Below are 20609 nucleotides of genomic sequence, written 5' to 3' on the forward strand. Positions count from 1 at the left end.
TTTTTTTATTGAATGATTTCTCTGGTATAATATGAACTAAGAATGCGTTCTAGGAGGCCTTAATGGCAGATTCGTCACAGTACCTGACAGTCGGTGCGTTAACCGGCTATTTGAAAGCAAAATTTGACCGTGATCCATACTTGGCCAAGGTTTATTTAACGGGAGAAATTTCAAACCTAGGCAATCGAAAGGGGCGCCACCTGTATTTTTCTTTGAAGGATCCAGATGGTAAATCAGTCATTCGAGCAACGATGTTTTCCTATGCGTCAAGATTGAAGTTTGAGCCCAAGGAGGGGATGAAGGTTCTGGCCATTGGCCGAGTGCAGATTTATGAACCATCTGGTTCTTACTCGATTATTTTAGACCAAATGACGCCTGATGGTATTGGTGACCTTTTCTTAGCCCTCAATCAGTTGAAGGAAAAGCTGAGTCAAGAAGGACTGTTTGCCCAAGAAAAGCAGGCCTTGCCATTACTACCCAAAAAGATTGCCGTGATTACTTCACCCACGGGAGCTGTGGTTGAAGACGTTGCTAAGACGGTTGAACGGCGCTTGCCGGATGCCCAGGTAATCTTGTTACCGGCGGTTGTCCAGGGTGAAGGGGCGGTGCCATCGTTACTGAATCAGCTGAATCGAATTGACGACCTTGACTTCGACACGGTCATTATTGGACGAGGTGGTGGGTCAATTGAGGACCTTTGGGCCTTTAATGATGAAGCTCTGGTACGTCAGGTGGCGGCATTAAAAACACCCGTGATTGCTTCGGTTGGTCATGAAACGGATAATACGCTGGTCGACTTGGTTGCTGACCGCCGGGCAGCAACACCAACGGCAGCAGCCGAACTCGCAACACCGGTGACGCGGCAAAACATCCTTGATCGCTTGTTTGAGTTGAAGACACGCTTGGTGGTTGCTGGACGGCAAACCATTACCCAACGTCAGCAGGTCTTAGACCAAATTGTCAATCGCCCAATTATGCAACAACCAGACCGATTATACGCCGCTTACCAGCAGGAAGTTGACCAATTAACGAGTCGCCTTGGTCGTGGCTTTAATCGTCAGCTCGAACAAAAACAATACCGCTTTCAACAGGCAAAAAATGGCCTAGTCAAAGAGCAAAAGCAATTGTTACGACCTTACCAGGAGGCTCTTTCCCTAGCCAGCACGAAGTTGGACTTGGTGTCACCACTGAAAATCTTAGCGGCGGGTTACACGATTGTGAAGGGACCAAAAGATCAGGTTATCAAGCAAAAAGCTGATTTACAAGTTGGGGAACTGGTCCACTTAACTTTTGCGGATGGTGAAGTGCCCGCTCAAATTACAGGAGAATAAAATGGCTGAAAAAGTATCATTTGAAGATAAGTTAAAACAACTCGAAGTTATCGTATCGGCTTTGGAAAAGGGCGACCGTCCCTTGGAAACCGCTTTAACGGACTTTCAGACGGGCGTTTCCTTGGCCAAGGACCTGCAGAAAACCCTGCAGGATGCTGAAAAAACTTTGGCTAAGGTTATGGATGATGATGGCAATTTGACTGATTTGGAACTAACCAACCATGACTAAATTTAACAATTTTTCAAAAAAATATCAGCCACAGGTTAATGCGGCTTTAAAATCTGAGGTTGATCAGCAAGGACCAAAAAAGTCCTCCAGTGACTGGAAACAGATGCTGACCTATGCACTCTTAACACCCGGAAAACGCTTGCGACCATTGTTAGCCTTGGCCGTGATTGACTCCTTTGGCCAAGAAATCACGGTGGATGCCATTCAGGCTGCCACGGCCCTTGAGTGGGTTCATGCTTATTCCTTGGTCCACGATGATTTGCCGGAAATGGATAACGATGCCTACCGTCGCGGACAACTAGCTGTTCATGCCCTTTATGGCCCAGCCAGCGCCGTTTTGGTGGGGGATGCGTTGCAGACGGGAGCATTTGCTCTCTTGACTGCTCTGACGGGCGTAAATGCCGAGCAAAAGGTCGCCATGGTGGCAACGTTAGCTGAAAAAGCTGGTGTTAACGGGATGGTTTTGGGTCAGGTCTTAGATATGCAAAATCATGATATCGATGAGGACCAGGTCGCCTTAGCAGCTGTTTTGGATCAAGTCTACCAAAAAAAGACGGCTGATCTCCTCCAAGCGGCTGCTTTGATTGGTGGCCATTATGTCAACCTTGCTGCAAAAGATTTGAACCATTTGGCTGATTTTGCTGGCGCATTTGGCCTACTTTTCCAAATTCAAGATGATTTGGCTGATTATGACCAAGATCAAGAAGAAGGCGTTGTCTCCTTGGTTCACTTAGTTGGGCAAGACCAGGCGCATGAATTGGTGGTCCAGTTAACAAAGCGGGCTAAGCAGGCTCTTTCTGATTTAACTCAGGAAAATGAAAACTTTGATTCAGAATTATTAACGAGCCTTTTGGCTAAAATTGGAGCGTAAATCGTGGCAGTAGCAAAAGAACGTGTGGATGTCTTACTCGTCCAGCAGGGACTCTTTACCTCTCGAGAACAGGCAAAGCGAGCCATTATGGCCGGGCAAATTCTTGGCGAAAATGAGCAACGGCTGGATAAGGCGGGTGAAAAGATCCCGGTCACAACTGAATTACACTTTAAGGGTGAACTATTGCCCTTTGTTTCGCGTGGTGGCTATAAATTAGTAAAGGCGATCGAGACTTTTGGCCTGGCCATGGCCGACCAAATTGTTTTAGACATCGGTTCTTCCACAGGTGGTTTTACGGATGTGTCGCTGCAAAACGGTGCTGCTCATGTGTATGCCTTGGATGTTGGGACCAACCAGTTGGCTTGGAAGCTGCGAATTGATGACCGTGTGACGGTCATGGAAAATACTAATTTTCGCTATGCTAAGTTGGTTGACTTTTTGGAGGGCCAACCTACGCGGGCAACTATCGATGTTTCCTTTATTTCTTTGTCGCTGATATTACCGACCTTGAAGGACATTATTGCCCAGGGTGGAGAAGTGGCAGCCTTGATCAAACCTCAATTTGAAGCGGGTCGAGAAGCAGTTGGGAAGCACGGCATCATCAAGGATCCTGTTGTTCACCGTCAGGTCTTGGCTGAAACTTTGCCAATGATGGTGAAAAATGGCTTTACCGTTGCTGGTTTAACCTACTCACCAATAAAAGGCGGGCAGGGAAATATTGAATTTTTGGCTTGGCTCAAGCGGTCTGATGAGGCTCAAATTGATTCAAGTGTTGCGATTGATGAAGTAGTTGCTGCAGCCCATGGCCAGTTAGACCAGGCTGGCAACTGAAACTGACTGGTAGAAAGGATGAAGGATGCTTGAACAATTAACCATACAAAATTTTGCGATTATTGACCAAGTTGACTTGTCATTTGACGACCAATTAACCGTTTTAACGGGTGAGACAGGTGCCGGAAAATCAATTATTATTGATGCTTTGGCCATGGTCACCGGTGGCCGGGCCAGTACGGAAATGATTCGTAAGGGGGCCGACAAGGCCGTCTTACAGGCCGTTTTTTCTCTTGCAGGCGACCGAGCTGCTGGCTTACGAGAACAATTGAGTGCTGCTGGGATTGAACTAAGTGACGACCAAGTTGTCATTTACCGCGAGTTTAACCATAAGGGGCGGTCAATTGTGCGGATTAACGGGGTGATTGTGCCTCTCAAGGTGCTTTCTGAGTTTGGGGCTCAGTTGGTTGAAATCCAGGGCCAGCATGATACCTCGCTGCTGTTAAATCAGGACCACCATTTAGACCTGTTGGACCAGTTTGCCGAAACTGATTTAAGCCGGTCTAAGTATGAATATCAAGGGCTTTTTGACCGTTATCGTGATCTGACCCGCCAGATTGATCAACTAAAAAATCGAAGGCAGGATATTAACCAGCGGTTGGACCTGCTGTCTTTTCAGCAAGAAGAGCTGAAAGAAGCCAACCTACAACCGGGAGAAGAAGATCGGCTCTTGGCCGATCGGAGTAAGCTCGCAAACCATAAAAAGATTGCGGATGCCCTAGACCAGGCACAGCAGGCCTTGAATCCAGGTTTGGATGGCGGTGCGATTGACCTTTTGGCTGCCGCTCATCAAGCAATGACCCAGGCTGCCTCCTATGACCAAGACTTTGAAAACTTGGCTCAATCGTTGTCCGAGGCCTACTATGCTGCGCAGGATGCTGGTCGTGATTTAGACGAGGCAGTTTCTGATTTGACCTTTGACGAGGGGGCTTTGGTGGAAATCGATGATCGTTTGCAGGTTATTCATAACCTAAAGCGGAAGTATGGCGACTCTGTCGATAAAATTTTAGCCTTCCAGCAAAAGGTTGATCGAGAACTAGCCGATTTAGATGGTGGCTCTTTTGATTTGGAATCATTGACAAAGGAAAAGGAAGCGATCAAGAAGAAAATTGTTGCCGCTGCTCAAGCACTGACCAACAGCCGACAAAAGGTGGCTAAGAAGTTGGAGAAAGCAGTTAACCGTGAGTTGGCAGACTTACTGATGGAACAAGCCTATTTTGAAGTTCAATTCACCCCCGTTACAGGCTTTTTGCCTAGCGGAGCAGACAGGGTTGCCTTTTTTGTTCAAACCAACCAGGGGGAAGGAACGAAGCCACTAGAAAAGGCAGCTTCCGGTGGTGAGGCTTCACGGCTGATGTTGGCCTTAAAAACGATTTTCATTGCCCAACATGGCCTACCAACGGTTGTCTTTGACGAAATTGATACTGGTGTTTCTGGTCGAGTTGGTTCCGCCATTGCCAAGAAGATGCAAACAATTGCCGAGAAGACTCAGGTCATGGCCATCACCCATTTACCTCAAGTGGCCGCAGCGGCCACCCGCCACTTCTTGATTGAGAAGTTTAATCTGAACGATCGGACGGTGACACAGGTTAAAGATCTGACAGAAAATCAGCGTGATCAAGCGATTGCGATGATGCTTTCTGGCAATCAGGTAACCGATGCTGCCCTGGCGAATGCCAAGGATTTGCGGGCAAAGGCCCAGGGATAAGATTGATAAAAGCAAAGAAAAAGCGTTGGAAGATTAATTCCAACGCTTTTTTTGTCGTCAGCATCAAGCTGATTTAGCTATGAGTTGAGTACAAGAATAAGACGAAAATAACGGCTAAGAGGTACATCAACCAGTTAACTTCCTTTGCACGCTTTGTAGCAACCATCGTGATTGGGTAAACGATAAAGCCAAGAGCAATACCATCTGAAATTGAATAAGTTAATGGCATACCAACAACAACCAAGAAGGCCGGTGCGGCAACAGCCAAATCATCCCACTTAATCTTTTGCAAGTTCTTGGCCATCATGATTCCAACGATTACCAAAGCAGGGGCAGTCACGGCATCCGTTACCACTGACAACAATGGTGAGAAAATCAGGGCAGCGAAGAAGAGCAAACCAGTTACAACCGAAGTCAAACCAGAACGGCCACCAACGGCAATTCCTGATGATGATTCAACGTAAGCTGAAGTTGGTGAAGTTCCCAAAACTGCACCGGCGGTCATTCCAACGGCATCGGCCATCAAAGCCTTACCGGCACGTGGCATCTTGTTGTTTTCCATGAAGCCAGCTTGTTCGGCCAAGCCGATCAACGTTCCAGCCGTATCGAAGAAGGTCACAATTAAGAAGGTCAAGACGACAACCCACATTTGGAAGGTATTGATGTGACCGAGGTAGTTGATTGATTCTCCAAAAGTTGGCTTTAAGGAAGGAACAGAACCAATGATTGAACTTGGCATCTTAATCAAACTGAAGATGAAGCCAACGATTGTTGTACCAATCATTCCAACGAAGATGGCAGCTGGTGTGTTAATGGCCAGCAAAACTAAGGTCAAGACGATTCCAAAAATAGCTAGGAGCGTGTTGGCGTTGGTTAATGAGCCCATTGCAACCATCGTATCCTTGTTGGCTACAATCAAACCAGCATTGTGCAAACCAATGAAGGCGATAAAAAGACCGATTCCAGCAGCGATAGCAATCTTCAAATCCGAAGGGATGGCATCGATGATTTTTTCACGAATCTTAAACATGGTTAAGAGCAAAAAGATAACGGCAGCAACTAGGATACCAGCCATTGCAGTTTGCCACTTGACGCCCAAACCAATAACAACGGAATAAGCGAAGAAAGCATTGACACCCAAACCTGGGGCAATTGCGATTGGGTAACGGGCCACCAGACCCATAAAAATTGTCGCAATTCCAGAGGCTAAGGCAGTGGCCGTAAAGACGGCCCCCTTGTTCATACCAGCGTCGCCAAGGACGGTTGGATTCAAGAACAGGATGTATGACATGGCTACAAAAGTAGTCAAGCCGGCGACCACTTCTTTTCTGAAAGAAGTGCCCAGTTTTTCAAACTGGAAATATGACGAGAGAAAGGACATAAGTGACTCCTTATAATATTTTTCCTACCTGAATATTTTAGCAAGAAATGTTTGCTTTGTCTGAGTGAAATGAACAAAAATCTTCAATAAAAACGAACATTAAATGAAGTTAAAATTAATTGTTCGCTGTTTATAATTTTAAATTTTAATAATCGTCATTTCAATCTCAGAAAAAGGAGTAAATCGCTTATCTCTGGGAGTTTCTTTTTTTAGGGAATCGATGCTAATTTTGATCGAATATTGTGATGTAGTAAAGAATTTAAAAACGGAAAAACATCAAAAGCCGGTAGACCCCAAGAACGATGAGGCTAACCCCTAACCATATCCACAATAAGGCCCCACCAAAGAGAGGGCTAGCCATCAACAAGACACCGGCAATAAGATGCAAGACAGCTGAAAAGCTTAGCCAAGATTGGTGATCAACAAGGCGGCTAATGATCGAGAATTGGATAACCCCCTCAAACAACCAGGCAATTCCTACCATTAGACCAACAACCATAAAGACAGAAACTGATGCAACGTGCATATTAATAAAGATAATTAAACCAGCCAAAATATAAAAAAATCCCAGAAGACTAGCACCAATCTTGTTCCAACCAGTTAGTGCGGTGTTTTTGATAGCATGAACAATTTTAAATAAACCGGAAGCAACCATCATGACACCAATGATGGCCGCGGCAACGGTTGCCGTATCGGTGGGTAGAACGACAACTAAAAGACCAAAGATAATGGCTACAAGGCCATCAATCCCCATAAAGTAGCGTAATGAATTACTTGACATAATTTTCTCCTTTTTATTGCTTATGTGACTATTATAACATTATTGTGTAGCATTTGAAATAAAAAAATCATTAGTTAAAAAGTTCGTTTTGGGATAAAAATATTGATACTATACCTTAGATACTGATGTGATGGCTTAAAATAGTAATAATAGACCCTAGGAAGCAATAGCTAGATTTAATTTTTAGTTTTCAAAAGAAACTTATTTGGATTAAAAGTGTTATATTTAAGAATTAAATGTTTAAATATTGGTAATCATTGTTGCTTATATAACAAGAAATCATGAGATGATTTAAATGAGGATAGTTATGAAAACGATTGATTTTAAAAATTGTCTTTGCTGGTCTTTTTTGCTAGTTTCTTGTTAATGCTAGGAATCGGTGTTGGGCCGGCAATGACAAAAGTTTCTGCTGGAGATGTTTCTTCGGCCTACATTACCAGTGCTTCTGTTTATAAAACCAGTAATCATCAAACAGATAATTTTGATTCTTACGATGATTTAATGGTTCGATGGAATTTCGACATTCCTAAGGGGGCTGGCATTGCGACCGATCAACCCATTACGGTGGTGGTTCCTGATGTTTTTCAGATACCAAATTCGCTTGATTTTCAAATTCATGAGCGAAATGGTGGTGTGATTGCTAATGCTCATCGGGATAAGAATACCCGAGAAATTACTGTCCATTTCACCAGCGATGGTGCTGCTGCCAATGTTAGTCGTGCCTTATCTGGCTATTTCGAAATTAATTTTAACTGGGATTTGTCTAAAGTTTCTTTGAATACGAAAAAAACCATTAATTGGCAACTGGACCACAGCGTTGTTCCCGGTGCTAGCACCGATATTCACATCAATCAGGGGAGTGCTCCTGACAAAACCGAAGTTCTATCAAAATTTGGCTGGTTTGATTTGAAGGATCCAACACTGTTGCATTGGAAGGTTCGAATTAACTATCGTAAGCAAAACATTCAAAATGCGGTAGTTGTTGACCAGTTGGATGGTCATTCAACCTTTGTGCCGAATGGTTTTGGTTCGACGGTTGACTCATCTGATGATGGGGCGTTGCTGGTTGATTTGTCTAGATTAACGCTGGCTTCTGATTCTAAGTTCCATATTGATTTTGGAGATATTAATCAAACCTATGTATTAACTTACGAGACCCGTTTGAAATCAGGTGCCCAAGCTAGTTCGCACGGAAATACCGTTAATTTGATTGGTGATAACTTGTAAACACAATCTAAGACCGTGATGGTTGAAAAGATTGATGGTGGTGGGAATGCTTCTCTTGGACCAAGCACGCCGTCAAAACCAAGTACGCCAAATTTAACTCCAGAAACTGGCATAACAGTCTCTACGCCAGTAGACAAAAAGACACAACCAGCAGCCACCAGCCAACCATGAAAATCGCAAGCCAGCACAGATGTACCTGCTTTTGCACCAGCGGAAATTGCGGCACACCGGTTGCCAAGGTTGCCTTACCAAAGACTGTTCGCTTTGTAGCTAGTCACTTTCAGGTTTTCATTTTGGCTGCCATTGCTGTGTTTTTGACCAGCCAGACGTTGATTTTGAAAAAGCAGAAGCGTTGATAATTTTGCTTATTATAAATATAAATCCTCGATAAAGTCCTTATCGGGGATTTTTGATTGTCTTTTCAAAAGTTATCTGCCAAGGAGACTTAATCTTTTTCAACGAAGCTGAAACTTTGCCAGTCCCCCTCAACTAAGCTATAATAAAGTAACTTTTATATTAAAAACCTTGAGGAGGGCGTTATGGATCAACATACTTGGGAGCAACTCGTCAAATATACGGAATTGCAGGGAACATCTGGTCAGGAAAATCAGGTTCGTCAAGCATTCAAACAGGACTTAACGCCTTTAGTTGATGAGGTTTACCAAAACAAGCTTGGTGGTGTTTTTGGTGTGAAAAACCAACAGTCCAATGGTCCCCGTGTGATGTTTGCTGCTCACATGGATGAAGTTGGCTTTATGGTCTCTGGCATTCTACCAACCGGGGCTTTGCAAGTGGTTGCCTTGGGTGGTTGGAACCCCATGACTGTTTCTGCTCACCGCTTTATACTCTTTACCAAAGATGGCCAATATCCAGTGGTATCATCTTCTGTTTCGCCACACTTGTTGCGTGGTCAGGCGGGTGGTCAAGGAAAATTGACGATTGATGATATTCTTTTTGACGCTGGTTTTGAATCTGCTGACCAGGCCCAGACTTTTGGCGTTCGTCCAGGAGACTTTATTGTGCCAGCCACCAAGACAGTCCGTCTTGCTAACCCTAACCGGGCGGTTTCCAAGGCCTATGATAACCGCTTTGGTATGGTAACAATTTTATCTGCTCTAGAAGAATTGCAAAGAGTGAAAACGCCAAATACTTTGATTGCTGGGGCAAATGTTCAAGAAGAAGTTGGTCTCCGCGGATCTAAGCCTGCTGTTAACCAGTTGAAGCCAGATGTTTTCTTTGCAGTGGATTCTTCGGCAGCAAATGATGTTGATGGCACGATTGGTCGTCAAGGAGTCATGGATCAGGGAACGCTGATTCGCGTTTTTGATCCGACAGTTGTCACGTCACCTCGCTTAAAGGAATTTATTCTACAAACAGCAGAGGATAATCATATTCCTTACCAATACTTTGTTTCAAAGGGTGGCACTGATGCTGGTGGCGTCCAAGGTCAAGGCTTCGGTCTTCCTGCTGTTGCTTTGGGTGTAGCATCTCGTTATATTCATACTCATGAAACGGTTTGGTCAATCCCTGACTTTGAAGCGGCTCAGGCCTTAGTGGTAGCGATTGCAAAGTCCTTGGATGAAAGTGTTTATCAAGATATTTTGGAGCGGTAATGTTTAAAAAGCTAGAACGTTTGGATTACTGGATTGCGGTGCCTTATGCCGTGTTATCGGCCATCGGGATTGTGATGGTCTTTTCGGCGACCCAAAATGCTTATTTATCACCCATTATGTCTTTTTCAAAGCAGGCGATATTTGTGATTGTGGGTTGGTCAATTGCCTTTGTTACTTTCCGATTGAATCGCTCTATTTTGCGATCGCAAAGCGTGCTCAATTTTTTAATGGTTGGAACCACCGGTTTACTGATTGTCGCACGTTTAGCACCGGCTATTAACGGGGCTCATGGGTGGATTAACCTGGGACCGGTGACCTTGCAACCAGTTGAACTATCAAAGATTGTGCTGATTTTGTATTTTGCCCATTGGTTCGATAAAAAGCCCTGGTTGCCACGAGCAGGTCTCAGGCGTCAGATTCGCCAATGGACCGCTCCTGGTATGTTACAAAAGCTCTTTTTACCAGTCGTAATGTTATCGATGAACCTTTTAATGCCCGATTTGGGTAACCTATTTATTACTTTAGCAGTCTTGTTAATGATGATGATGTCAGCGGGAATGTCATCTCGGGCTTGCGCCATTTGGTTACTTCTATTCTTTATTGTCTTGGTTTTTTTGCCGGACATTATCGGCTTATTCCATCTGGGAAATTCGTCTTCTTATGCCATCAGGCGTTTGACAAACTTTGTCAATCCTTGGCATAACGTTGACCAGAGTCGGCAACTATTGTACTCTTACTACGCAATTTCGCATGGTGGTTTGTTTGGCGTCGGACTAGGAAATTCATTGCTGAAGCCTTACCTGCCAGAATCTAACACTGATTTTATTATGGCTGTTGCAGCAGAAGAATTGGGAGCCTTGGCAATCTGTTTAGTTTTGTTGATGGTATTAATGTTAATCGGTCGTTTAGTCTATTTAGGAATCAAGCAAAAGGGGCAGTATAATCGTCTCTTCTTGTATGGGCTTGCTAGTCTCTTATTAATGCAGTCCTTTGTTAACTTGGGCGGCGTCTTGGGATTATTGCCCATTACTGGGGTTGTGTTCCCCTTTATCTCAGGTGGTGGTTCATCCTTTGTCTTTTTCTCGGCAGCTATTGGCATTGCCTTGAACGTCTCGGCCAAGGACAAGGAACTAATCCAACCAAATCCGCAAGATTATGCGGCACGAAGGGAATTAAAACGTTAAGATGTTTACCATGAAAGAACGCCGATCCGTGTATGTTTTTTTACGCGGTTTGAAGCATATTGAACAATTAAAAAAATTCGGTGACATTAGCTACATTTCTAAGAGAATGGGCTATGTTGAACTTTATCTGGATGAAGTTGATGTTGAAAAAACTATTGATAAGCTGAACCAGTATCGGTTTGTTAAGACAGTCAAAGTTTCACCTCGGCCCGATATTGATCCTGATTTGGGTGATGTCCATGATGATGTTTTCTTTGAAGCTTACGATCAGACCCAAGAAGATACTGGAAAGGATCAACCAGACGCAAAAAAAGTGAAGGCAAACAATCAGGGAAAAGACCGGGAAACTAAAACAGCGGCAGCTGGCCAAGCCCAAAATCAGCAAGGGAAAAAAAACGGTCGCCAGGCTCATGAACAGCAGGGTGGCCAAACTGTGCAACAGAATCAAGAAACGGCTAAAAAGGGAGGAAAGTCCTAATGCGTGTGATTGCAGGAAGGTTTGGTGGTCTGCGCTTGGATGCCGTCAAGGGACGGGAAACACGGCCAACAACGGATAAAATTAAGGAAGCTATTTTTTCGATGTTGATGCCTTATATCAATGGTGGACAGGTGCTGGACTTGTATGCTGGGACGGGTGGTCTAGGTATCGAAGCAGTTTCACGGGGGATGGACCATGCAGTATTAGTAGACCGCCAGCGAGCAGCCATCGAAGTCATCGAGAAAAATATTGATAAAACACATGCTGGAGAGGCCTTTACGGTCTTGAAGGTCCCAGCCACTGCTGCGTTAAGTCGTTTAGCTGGCCAAGGAAGGTCTTTTGATTTGATTCTACTGGATCCACCGTATGCTCAGGAAAAGCTAAAGGCTGATTTGACGGCAATGGAAGATGGTGGATTGCTTGCAACCGGGGCCATTATCATGATTGAATCCGACCAAGTTGCTGATTTACCAAAGACAGGTCCTAACTTAATTTTATTGAAGCAAAAGGATTATGGGATTACTCGAGTGAGCCTTTATCGGTACGAATCTCAAGAAAAAAGTGAGTGGGAAAATGAAAAAAGCAGTCTTTCCAGGGTCTTTTGACCCGTTGACCAACGGCCACTTGGATATTATTCAACGCGCTTCTGAAATTTTTGATGAAGTTGTTGTGGCTGTGGGAATTAATACGAATAAGACAGGGTTGTTCACACCGGCTGAACGCTTGGAGTTGGTGGGAGAGGCCGTAGCCGATTTACCAAACGTTCAGGTTGGCCAAGTCGACGGCTTGACTGTTGACTATATGAGCGAAATTGGTGCGAGATACTTAGTCCGTGGTCTCCGGAATGCCAAGGATTTTGAGTACGAACGTGATATTGCGGAAGTCAATTCTGTCTTGGCTAGTGTTGAGACAGTCTTGCTCTTGGCAAAACCGGAAAATCAGAATGTCTCATCATCGATGGTGAAAGAAATTGCCAAATTTGGTGCTGATAAGCTGGATGCTTTCGTTCCAGCAGTGGTGGTAACCGCATTACAAAAACATTTTCAATAATTAACAGACAACAGCTCGTTGGTACTTATCCAAAAAAATTGGCTATTCGTACTAAAAAGTGGGTTGTCTTTTTGTTTGCGCCTCGTCTAATTGCCAGGAGGTCGAGCAGATGACGTACAAAAAAATTATTGACTTGGATGATGGAAAGTTTGATTGATTACTGGCGCTATTTGATTGTGGCTGGTTTGGGTTTATTGGCAGTAATTGTTGTGTTTTTTCGATTGAACCTCTTGGGGGCCGAGCGGGAAGTCAAGCAAAATAGCTCCGTTCCCAGGCTATCCTCTGCGGTAAATGAAAAACAAGAAAAGATAGTGAATAAGAATGAAAAGGGAAAAATCACTGCTAATGGTCGCGTGATGGTTGATCTCAAGGGTGCGGTTAACCACCAGGGAGTGGTCGACTTGCCAACGGGGAGTCGTCTTCAAGACGCTATCCAACAGGCTGGTGGCTTAACGGATCAAGCCGACCGTAATCGTATTAATTTAGCCCAATTATTGGTCGATGGCCAGGCGCTTTATATTGAACAAGTTGGCGAAGAAGGGCCCAATCAGCTAGGGGGCAATGGCTCTAATGGAGTTGCTAATGCTAGCGGTGTTCGAGCAGACGTAACGGCGGGTTCTTCAGGAAATAGTGGGGGAACACTCGTGAATTTAAACACCGCTAGTGCCAAGGAGTTAGAGACTTTGGCTGGCATTGGTCCCAAGAAGGCGAGCAGATTGTGGATTTTCATGAAGAAAAACACCGTTTTCAGTCGGTTGAGGATTTGAAAGAAGTCGGTGGCATTGGTCCTAAACGCTTTGAGCAATTGAAAAATCAGGTAACAGTTTAATGAGGCTGCAGGCAACGTTGAAAGCTGCTTGGCTGGTGGGCGCTTTGTCACTATTTGTTTACCGGTCGAATTTGTTGACCATCTGCTTGGCATTATTGTTTACTTTGCTTGCTCTTTTCACAGTGCGTGGCAGGGACTTTTTGATCGTGTTTGTCTTGTCATTGGCTTTTTTATTGTATTTTTTGATCGATCAAAAAACATTAGATCGTCAGGCTAATCTCCCCGATAAAAAAGGACAGTCATTTGCGATACTAGCTTATCCAGAAGAACAAACTACTAATTCTGAGGGGCGTGTTGCTGACATTGGCCGCTTAAAAAGTTCTGGTGATCGTGTCTATTATTACTACCAGGCACATAACCCGGAAAATTTAAAACGATTTCGGTCGATGGCCTGACCGACTCTGTTACATGGTCGGGGAGATTTTACGCCAATTATGCCGGCGACTAATTTTATCAATTTGATTTTAAAGATTTTGCTAAAACAAAGAGAATCACTCATCAAGTTCGCTTGCAAGAAGTAGACTTACGGTTAAATCCTACAGCTAGTTGGTTTGACCGACTGAATGCTCAATTTCACTATTGGCACGCAATTTTGTCAGATCGTGCTAAGGCACTGCCTAACCCTGTAAGTAACTATGCCTTGTCACACTTACTCGGTTCAAAGGATCAGACTTTGTATGATGATAACCCTAAAATTCAGGAATTAGGCTTGATTCATCTCTTTTCACTATCAGGCTTCCATGTCGCTTTTTTAATGGCTGTCATTCGTTGGCTGGGGCGTTTGGCCGGCCTTTATCAGGAGATTACTTTGGCCATGATGGTTCTTTGTTTGATTTCCTTCTATTGGCTGACGGCCTGTCCGCCAATTTTTATTCGTGCAGTTATTACTGGTGGAATTAGCCGCATCAATACGTTATCGTTGTCTCACCAGGATCAGGACCACCTTGGCGATTCTCGAGTGATTTTGACGATGTTTCAAGTTGACCAAGTTTTATTACCAGCCGGGATGACGGAGCAGCCAGCTTTTTTGAAAAAAGGTTCAGCCTTATTTGGGATGAACCAAGGTTATTTCAGTGACTGATCAGGTACAACCAGCTAACTTGCCATTGCGGATTTTGCACCCGTTTCGACCGGGAAGTGGGGAAAATGAAGATTCCATTGTCCTGGGTGGTCGGATTGGTCCGCTGGTCTTATTTACTGCTGGTCGAAAGAACCGTTATGGCCATCCAAATCAGGAGGTTCTAGAAATTGCTGCTAGACAAAAAATGATTGTCTATGATACCAGACGTCAAGGTATGCTAAGATATGTATATGAAAATCACAAAAAAGGACATTTCCAGGTAAAAAGCACCAATGACCTTACAAACAGTAAAACAACAGATTGAACAGGGGACATTACCAAACCTGTACTTGGTGACCGGTAACGAGCCCGCGCTAATTCAAAAAGCCCACCGATTATTTGCTTCGATTATTGATCCGGCCGAGCAAGAAATGAACCAATCGATTTATGATTTCGCTGAAGTGGGCCTGGACCCAATTCTTGATGATTATTTAAGTGCTCCTTTTTTCGGCGATCACCGCTTAGTTTTGGTTGAAAATCCGTCCTTTTTAACGGCTGGATCGAAATTGACGGCCAATCAAGAAAAGGCTTTGCAAGAAGCACTGGCCCAACCAGTGCCTGGAAACCTCTTGGTTTTGTTTGCCAATGAGGCCTCTTTAGACAAACGCAAAAAGGTGACCAAGTTCGTTTTGAGTCGGGCTGAGCTGCTTGATTTGCCAGCATTGGATGAACGCCAAACCCGCCAGGCTCTGCACCAGTTCTTAGGTCAGCGACGGGTTGAAATCAACCAAGAGGCTGAGGCAGAGTTACTGTTGAGGACTCAGGCCTCTTACTCGCAAGTCTTGGCTGAATTGCCCAAACTCTTGGCCTACGCTAGTCAAACAAAAACGATTGATTTAACAGGGGTAACAGGACTAGTTTCGAAGGAGTCAACAGCGCAGGCTTTTGACTTGGCCGATTTGGTTTTGAAACAGAAAAAAGCCGAAGCCCTGCATCTGTACCATGACCTCATCAAAAATGGTGAAGCACCGTTACGGTTAAATGCTCTTCTGCTTGGCCAATTTCGTCTGTTATTACAGGTTGCTGGTTCAACCGGAAGCGACCAGTCGTTAGGAGCTACTTTGAAAGTGCATCCTTATCGGGTAAAGTTGGCACGGCAATCATTAAGTCATTATCGGTTGGGGCAGGTTCGAGCCGGATTCTTAAATATTATGCAGATGGAAATTAAGATGAAGTCCGAAACGGTTGATCCACTCTTTTTATTTGAACAGTTTCTGTTAGAGTTTTAAAAAAAGGAACAAGTAGGTTAACAGCATTGCTGGTGATAGGTGGTAAAGCTCTCAGCGTTAAGTGTTGATAGTTTCCCAGAATGTTTTAAAATTGCTATGCCGATATTTTTTTAGACTGGCAGCAGTTTTTTATTGCAATTGTTGATTTATGTTACTTGAATAAAATCGGTATATTTAATATACCGATTTTTTTATTGAAATAATTTGATTATAAATATTTTTTTCAGACATTTTATATGGAATTTTTCATTTTGAAAGTATTACGATAATTAACGGAGGGAGCAATTTATGAAACGAATGTTAAATAATTTAGATGAAAAAATGAACGAAAAGTTTTGCATAAAGTTAAGAAAAATTGGGTTGTTATATCTCTACTTTCATTTACGTTGCTCGGTGTAAATATTACTTTACAAAATGAACATTCCTTTTTATTATTTGGAACACAGCCGGTAAGTGCTGCTGATGTGAGTGTCAGTGGCTATGATGGCTCTGCCCACTGGCCTTATGATACGTCAACGAAGACGTTGACTTTTGATGGCGCAGGGACTTTGGCAGGTGGTTCACTTTTTTATGGACACAATATTCCAGTGGAAGTGGAACATATTGTTTTCGCTCAAAAAGTCGCTGCAGTAGCTGATTCTAGTTATCTCTTTTCGACCCTTGAGGGGACTGGATCGCACTTAGAGAGTATTGATCAACTTGAAAATTTTGATACTCAAAACGTTACGAACATGGCCGGTATGTTTTATGGCATATCAAAGCTGACTTCCTTAGATTTATCTAATTTTGATACCAGCAAGGTCAATGATATGTCGAATATGTTCCTGCCCTAGAGTCACTGAATATCAGTAGCTTTAACACAGAAAATGTAACGACAATGGAGAGGATGTTCTATAATGATGTGACATTGAAATCCCTCGACTTATCAAACTTTATTACTAAAAATGTGACGAACATGGAAAGCATGTTTGGAAAAACAACTGGGTTAACGGATTTAAACATTGCTAACTTTGATACAGATGATGTTACTAGTATAGTAAATATGTTTACTTCAATGGGAAATGACTTTGATCGAGTGCCGTTGTTTTACCCCAACAGCATTTTGATACGAATGCTGAGATTGGTAGTGGTTTTCAATTTATTATTGCCGTTTCAGCTTGGGATGGTGGAATGGCTGCACAGTCTAAAGGGCAATAGTTGACAACTAGCCAGTACTAGAAACGTTTTAACTCGGGTACGGCCGCTGCTGATATTTATATCTTTGGTAATACTCAGGATGAATTGCAAGACTCGACTGATAATTGGGATGTTCAAGAAACAATTCACTATCAGTATTCAGACCGCAGTTAAGCTGCAAAATCAGTGACCCAAACGGTCACCTTTAAGCGGCCATTTACCACTGATATAGTAACTGGTTTGAAGAACTATGGCACATGGTTACCCAACCAAAGTTTTGCCGCAGTATCGAGTCCAATGATTCAGGGGTACAGCACAGATCAGAGTGAAATTGCTAGTCGAACAGTAACAGCGACAGCGCAAAACTTAGCTTACACGGTGACCTATACCAAGGACGCACCAAATTCGAGTCATTCTGGTTCAAACATCAACGGTTCAACTGCCAACAATTCGAACACGGAGGTCTTGCCAGAGAATCATCAAACTGCAAAGAAAACAGTAACTAATCACTCCAGTTCGAATACGACAGCTGATGATGCTGACCAGTTGCCAATATTACCATTAACTGGAAAGCAGACTCAATCCTTCGGGGGGATTTTCTTGATGATAGTTTCCGGTCTAGCAACAGTAGTTTCTTTCTTGGTAAACAAGAAAGAAAAGAATTAAGGAAGTGTTGCACTGCTTGTTGAGTGATTGATAATAACTGCTGCAAGAAAATTCGTCGAATTTAAAACTCCACAAATTAAAATTGCCAGCTAAGTGGCTTTTAGCAATTAAGTTCCGATAAAAGGTTGGTCCTTAGTTGCTTTTTTGTTGGTATTAAAATGGCTGCTGACGTAAAATCAAAAAAGCCACAAAAGAATTATCTTTTGTGGCTTTTTGCTTGCCAAACTGGGTTGAACAGTTTATTTTAATTTTTTAGTCAAAATCATCGTCAGCAATTTGTGATAATGTATCGCGGGATGGGATGAAAAACAGTTGACCTGACAAAAGTTCTGAGAAGGTCAATAGGAAGTCGGACTTATCAACCATGTTTTTCAACATGCCCTTCGTTACTTCCCAATGACGGGCGTAGCCCATGAAATAGGTGCCGGTATTGCCGGTAGCAGGGTCAGAATAAGGGACGTTCATGCGAATGATTTTCTGTTCTACGCCATTTGGTTCGTACTTAGAAGTGACGTTATGGGCATTTTCGTACTTCTGGTCGTCTTCCAATTCCAAATCAGAAAACTTTTCGCGCCCAACAGCCTTTTCCTGGTGCTCGGTCTTCATTTTATTCCAGAAGTCCATGTTGTGACGCCATTTTTGCGCAAAGGCGTATGAGCCATTTTCAAAAGCAGCGTCTTCATCACCAATCAGGGCATAGTCGGCAGAATCTTCCGGTGCCGGTGCTTCGGTTCCATCAATGAAACCAATAATAGCACGACCTTCGAAATAGCGGAAACCCTGGGTCGAATCAACAACCTCAGTAAAGTCTTTCAAGAACTTCATAAATTGGGTTTGAGCTTCGACGACAATGGCTTGGTTATTGGCACGAATATGGAAGAAAAGGTCACCTTCGGTGGCAGGCATGCTATATTTTGGTCCCTTCATACCGGTAAAGGTTTCAAGTTCCTTTGGCTTGGCAGACTTTGGGAAAAGTAGTTCCCAAGCGTGACTGGAGAAGCCGATGGCAACCTTCAACGTTGAAGGGGAACCGTCGTTTTGGCCATCGCGAATTCGTAAGGAGCGGATGATGGCTTGTGAGCGGTCCGCAAAATCGACGATGGCATCATGCAGGTCGCTTTGTGGCAAATCTTTAAATTTCAATACGGTAAACTGGACGCTTTGCCCGATGTCTTTCCAGACATCTTGGGCGACTTTCGGATTAATTGGCATTGTAGCAATTCCTCATTTCCTAATTTTACTTTTTTCATTGTACCTCTCTTTTGCTTGAAATGCTATAAATAAGATTGATTCTAATTAATTTAAATATTTTCTAATGAAAATCAGTTGAAAAGCGTTGCTGTGAGTCTAATTTGAACAGCGATTGCTTGTCGCTGCTGGTCTTGCATGACTAGTATTTTTAGGCAAAGCTTCGTAAAATAGACCTATGAAAACAATCACGAAAATTGCTACACAAAAGCGAAATGGCCGCTATAATATCGAATTAGATGGGCAGTTTGCCTTTGGTCTGTCCGAAAATGTTTTGGCAAAGTTTGGTCTTTTGAAGGGCCGTCAACTTAATGATGCTATGATTGACGAACTAAAGAAAGCGGAAAAGGTTGACCAGGGTCTCAAAATTGCGTTGAACTATTTAAGTCCTGCCTTGCGGACTGCTCGCCAGGTTAAAGATCGGCTGAGGCAAAAGAAGGTCGAAGCTGGTGTCATCGACCAAGTCATCAGCCACTTGGGCCAGCAGGGACTATTAGACGATACGGTTTATGCTAAGCATTATGTCGCCACGAAACAAGTCTTCAATCCTAAGGGACCAAGGGGGATTGCGCAGGATTTGAAGCAGGCCGGTGTCCAAGAAGACATTATCGAAAACGCTATCTTAGACTTTGCAGAAGAAGACCAAGTTTTAGTTGCAACAAAGATGGCAGAAAAATTAGCGCGTACCCATCGACGGGATTCGACAGTAGTTCGTCAACAAAAAGTTGCGCAAGCTTTGGTGCAAAAAGGTTTTGCCTATGATTTGGCTAATCAGGTGATCAATGATTTAGATATTGCAAATGATGCAGACGATGAGCAAGAAAATGCCAACAAGCAGGCAGAAAAGCTGGCTCGCCATCATCAGCGCCTTGCTGCTCGAGAGCGATTTTATAAGGTGAAGCAGGGTCTGTATGCCAAGGGTTATCGCGGTGAGGTAATTGAGCAGGCTCTGGAAACAATTGATTTTGAAGAGGAATAACAAGGTACGTGCATCCTTTTCTTAGAAAAAATTGACCATATTAGCCAACTAATTTTAAAATTATGGTATAATTGAAAAGGAATTTTTGTCAGAAAAGTGGGACGAGCATGATTGTTGATAAGCCAAGTCGCGGACCGCGCGAAGGGGATGTCATCACGATCAAAAGCTATAAGCATGACGGCTCGCTGCATCGAACCTGGCGTGACACGATGGTGTTGAAAACCAGTGAGAATGCCATTATTGGTCTAAATGACCATACTTTGGTGACAGAAGATAATGGTCGGCGCTGGGTAACTCGCGAACCGGCTATCTTGTACTTCCATAAGAAGTACTGGTTTAACATCGTCGCGATGATTCGCGATAACGGGATATCTTACTACTGTAACTTAGCCTCACCATACACTTTGGATAAAGAAGCGCTCAAGTATATTGATTATGATTTGGACGTTAAGGTTTTCCCAGATGGGGAAAAACATCTCTTAGATGCGGATGAGTATGCGGCCCATAGTAAACAATGGCATTACCCTAAAGAGGTTGATCAAATTTTAAAGGCACACGTTAAAATTTTGGTTGACTGGATTAATAACGAAAAAGGACCATTTTCGCAAGGGTACGTCGATGTTTGGTATTCTCGTTACCAATATTTGATGCAACAGCGGTTAAAAGATCGTCGTTGAC

23 protein-coding genes and 1 pseudogene are annotated in these 20609 nt (G+C 43.4%); 21 read left to right on the forward strand and 3 right to left on the reverse strand.

All coding sequences use genetic code 11. The features are described from left to right. The first annotated feature begins 62 nt into the window (after positions 1–62). From xseA to recN, 5 genes are read left to right on the forward strand one after another with little or no spacing between them, the layout of a single operon-like run. A complete protein-coding gene (gene xseA, locus M3M36_RS06015) occupies positions 63–1331 on the forward strand; it encodes an exodeoxyribonuclease VII large subunit (protein ID WP_252773677.1) in 1269 nt (422 codons plus the stop codon). 1 nt (position 1332) lies between these two features. Continuing rightward, positions 1333–1560, forward strand: a complete 228-nt coding sequence (locus tag M3M36_RS06020) for an exodeoxyribonuclease VII small subunit (RefSeq protein ID WP_252773678.1) — start codon at positions 1333–1335, stop codon at positions 1558–1560. Continuing rightward, the gene (locus M3M36_RS06025) at positions 1553–2431 is read left to right on the forward strand and encodes a polyprenyl synthetase family protein (protein WP_252773679.1); all 879 of its coding nucleotides are present in this window, start codon (positions 1553–1555) and stop codon (positions 2429–2431) included. The genes M3M36_RS06020 and M3M36_RS06025 overlap by 8 nt, the downstream gene beginning before the upstream one ends. Further along, positions 2432–3262: a TlyA family RNA methyltransferase gene (locus tag M3M36_RS06030; RefSeq protein WP_252774431.1), complete on the forward strand. Its 831-nt coding sequence runs from the start codon at positions 2432–2434 to the stop codon at positions 3260–3262. A 25-nt stretch (positions 3263–3287) separates the two neighbouring features. After that, the gene (gene recN, locus M3M36_RS06035) at positions 3288–4970 is read left to right on the forward strand and encodes a DNA repair protein RecN (protein ID WP_252773680.1); all 1683 of its coding nucleotides are present in this window, start codon (positions 3288–3290) and stop codon (positions 4968–4970) included. 73 nt (positions 4971–5043) lie between these two features. On the opposite strand, the gene M3M36_RS06040 is transcribed toward recN, so the two are convergent. Both M3M36_RS06040 and M3M36_RS06045 read right to left on the reverse strand, forming a co-directional pair. Beyond that, positions 5044–6351 carry an NCS2 family permease gene (locus M3M36_RS06040; RefSeq protein WP_252773681.1) on the reverse strand — a complete coding sequence of 436 codons (1308 nt, stop codon included), beginning with the start codon at positions 6349–6351 and terminating at the stop codon, positions 5044–5046. Between the two features lie 259 nt (positions 6352–6610). Continuing rightward, positions 6611–7132: an HdeD family acid-resistance protein gene (locus M3M36_RS06045; protein ID WP_252773682.1), complete on the reverse strand. Its 522-nt coding sequence runs from the start codon at positions 7130–7132 to the stop codon at positions 6611–6613. A 336-nt stretch (positions 7133–7468) separates the two neighbouring features. On the opposite strand from M3M36_RS06045, the gene M3M36_RS06050 reads away from it, so the two are divergent. The 14 genes and pseudogenes from M3M36_RS06050 to M3M36_RS06115 all read left to right on the forward strand — a co-directional run bounded on the left by M3M36_RS06050 (position 7469) and on the right by M3M36_RS06115 (position 17704). Further along, positions 7469–8359, forward strand: coding sequence for a collagen binding domain-containing protein (locus M3M36_RS06050; RefSeq protein WP_252773683.1), 891 nt, complete (start codon positions 7469–7471; stop codon positions 8357–8359). Positions 8360–8898: 539 nt separating this feature from the next. After that, positions 8899–9972: a glutamyl aminopeptidase gene (gene pepA, locus M3M36_RS06055; RefSeq protein WP_252773684.1), complete on the forward strand. Its 1074-nt coding sequence runs from the start codon at positions 8899–8901 to the stop codon at positions 9970–9972. Beyond that, a complete protein-coding gene (locus M3M36_RS06060; RefSeq protein ID WP_252773685.1) occupies positions 9972–11156 on the forward strand; it encodes an FtsW/RodA/SpoVE family cell cycle protein in 1185 nt (394 codons plus the stop codon). Before pepA ends, M3M36_RS06060 begins: the two co-directional genes overlap by 1 nt. 10 nt (positions 11157–11166) lie before the next feature. After that, on the forward strand, positions 11167–11634 hold the full coding sequence (locus M3M36_RS06980; RefSeq protein WP_338029132.1) for a YlbG family protein: 468 nt from the start codon (positions 11167–11169) through the stop codon (positions 11632–11634). Beyond that, positions 11634–12239, forward strand: a complete 606-nt coding sequence (gene rsmD, locus M3M36_RS06070) for a 16S rRNA (guanine(966)-N(2))-methyltransferase RsmD (protein ID WP_252773686.1) — start codon at positions 11634–11636, stop codon at positions 12237–12239. The genes M3M36_RS06980 and rsmD overlap by 1 nt, the downstream gene beginning before the upstream one ends. Continuing rightward, complete coding sequence (coaD, locus tag M3M36_RS06075; protein ID WP_252773687.1) at positions 12208–12684, forward strand: pantetheine-phosphate adenylyltransferase; 477 nt, start codon at positions 12208–12210, stop codon at positions 12682–12684. Before rsmD ends, coaD begins: the two co-directional genes overlap by 32 nt. Positions 12685–13040: 356 nt before the next feature. Next, positions 13041–13513 (forward strand): annotated as a pseudogene (locus M3M36_RS06080) (helix-hairpin-helix domain-containing protein). After that, positions 13513–13908, forward strand: a complete 396-nt coding sequence (locus M3M36_RS06085) for a hypothetical protein (RefSeq protein ID WP_252773689.1) — start codon at positions 13513–13515, stop codon at positions 13906–13908. The pseudogene M3M36_RS06080 and the gene M3M36_RS06085 overlap by 1 nt, the downstream one beginning before the upstream one ends. Positions 13909–14021: 113 nt before the next feature. Continuing rightward, positions 14022–14594, forward strand: coding sequence for a ComEC/Rec2 family competence protein (locus M3M36_RS06090; protein ID WP_252773690.1), 573 nt, complete (start codon positions 14022–14024; stop codon positions 14592–14594). Beyond that, on the forward strand, positions 14587–14898 hold the full coding sequence (locus M3M36_RS06095; protein WP_252773691.1) for a ComEC/Rec2 family competence protein: 312 nt from the start codon (positions 14587–14589) through the stop codon (positions 14896–14898). Before M3M36_RS06090 ends, M3M36_RS06095 begins: the two co-directional genes overlap by 8 nt. Continuing rightward, a complete protein-coding gene (holA, locus tag M3M36_RS06100) occupies positions 14867–15862 on the forward strand; it encodes a DNA polymerase III subunit delta (RefSeq protein WP_252773692.1) in 996 nt (331 codons plus the stop codon). The genes M3M36_RS06095 and holA overlap by 32 nt, the downstream gene beginning before the upstream one ends. A gap of 335 nt (positions 15863–16197) precedes the next feature. Continuing rightward, positions 16198–16695, forward strand: coding sequence for a BspA family leucine-rich repeat surface protein (locus M3M36_RS06105; RefSeq protein WP_252773693.1), 498 nt, complete (start codon positions 16198–16200; stop codon positions 16693–16695). Positions 16696–16706: 11 nt separating this feature from the next. Next, positions 16707–17063 carry a BspA family leucine-rich repeat surface protein gene (locus M3M36_RS06110; RefSeq protein WP_338029141.1) on the forward strand — a complete coding sequence of 119 codons (357 nt, stop codon included), beginning with the start codon at positions 16707–16709 and terminating at the stop codon, positions 17061–17063. 161 nt (positions 17064–17224) lie between these two features. Continuing rightward, positions 17225–17704 (forward strand): mucin-binding protein, encoded by a 480-nt coding sequence (locus M3M36_RS06115; protein ID WP_256470323.1) that lies wholly within the window; start codon positions 17225–17227, stop codon positions 17702–17704. A 252-nt stretch (positions 17705–17956) separates the two neighbouring features. Here the strand turns inward: M3M36_RS06115 and M3M36_RS06120 are convergent, their stop codons facing one another. After that, positions 17957–18916, reverse strand: a complete 960-nt coding sequence (locus tag M3M36_RS06120; protein ID WP_252773696.1) for a Dyp-type peroxidase — start codon at positions 18914–18916, stop codon at positions 17957–17959. A 214-nt stretch (positions 18917–19130) separates the two neighbouring features. Between M3M36_RS06120 and M3M36_RS06125 the strand changes: the two genes are divergently transcribed. Further along, positions 19131–19931 carry a RecX family transcriptional regulator gene (locus M3M36_RS06125; protein WP_252773697.1) on the forward strand — a complete coding sequence of 267 codons (801 nt, stop codon included), beginning with the start codon at positions 19131–19133 and terminating at the stop codon, positions 19929–19931. Positions 19932–20038: 107 nt separating this feature from the next. Then, positions 20039–20608, forward strand: a complete 570-nt coding sequence (gene ntdP, locus M3M36_RS06130) for a nucleoside tri-diphosphate phosphatase (protein ID WP_047975116.1) — start codon at positions 20039–20041, stop codon at positions 20606–20608. Position 20609: the final 1 nt, after the last annotated feature.

It is taken from the genome of Fructobacillus americanaquae (assembly GCF_024029775.1).
GTDB classification, from domain to species: Bacteria; Bacillota; Bacilli; order Lactobacillales; family Lactobacillaceae; genus Fructobacillus; species Fructobacillus americanaquae.